Origin of the sequence: Escherichia sp. MOD1-EC5990, from assembly GCF_002965285.1 — a bacterium.
GTDB lineage: Bacteria > Pseudomonadota > Gammaproteobacteria > Enterobacterales > Enterobacteriaceae > Escherichia > Escherichia coli_F.
In genome coordinates this window covers 1-311 of the sequence record NZ_PTRV01000097.1, presented here as the reverse complement: position 1 = coordinate 311, position 311 = coordinate 1, and the positions used below count along the sequence as shown (strand labels likewise).

Annotated in this window: 1 tRNA gene and 1 rRNA gene; both read left to right on the top strand. The window is 50.8% G+C overall.

Annotated elements, in window-relative coordinates:
* Positions 1 to 63, top strand: a 16S ribosomal RNA gene (locus BEB42_RS26070); the annotation flags it as partial.
* A gap of 171 nt (positions 64 to 234) precedes the next feature.
* Positions 235 to 310 (top strand) — tRNA-Glu (locus BEB42_RS26065).
* The last annotated feature ends 1 nt before the right edge of the window (position 311 follow it).

Here is a 311-nt window from a genome sequence, read left to right as displayed (position 1 = left end):
ATGACTGGGGTGAAGTCGTAACAAGGTAACCGTAGGGGAACCTGCGGTTGGATCACCTCCTTACCTTAAAGAACTGTTCTTTGCAGTGCTCACACAGATTGTCTGATGAAAAGTGAATAGCAAGGCGTTTACGCGTTGGGAGTGAGGCTGAAGAGAATAAGGCCGTTCGCTTTCTATTAATGAAAGCTCACCCTACACGAAAATATCACGCAGCGCGTGATAAGCAATTTTCGTGTCCCCTTCGTCTAGAGGCCCAGGACACCGCCCTTTCACGGCGGTAACAGGGGTTCGAATCCCCTAGGGGACGCCAC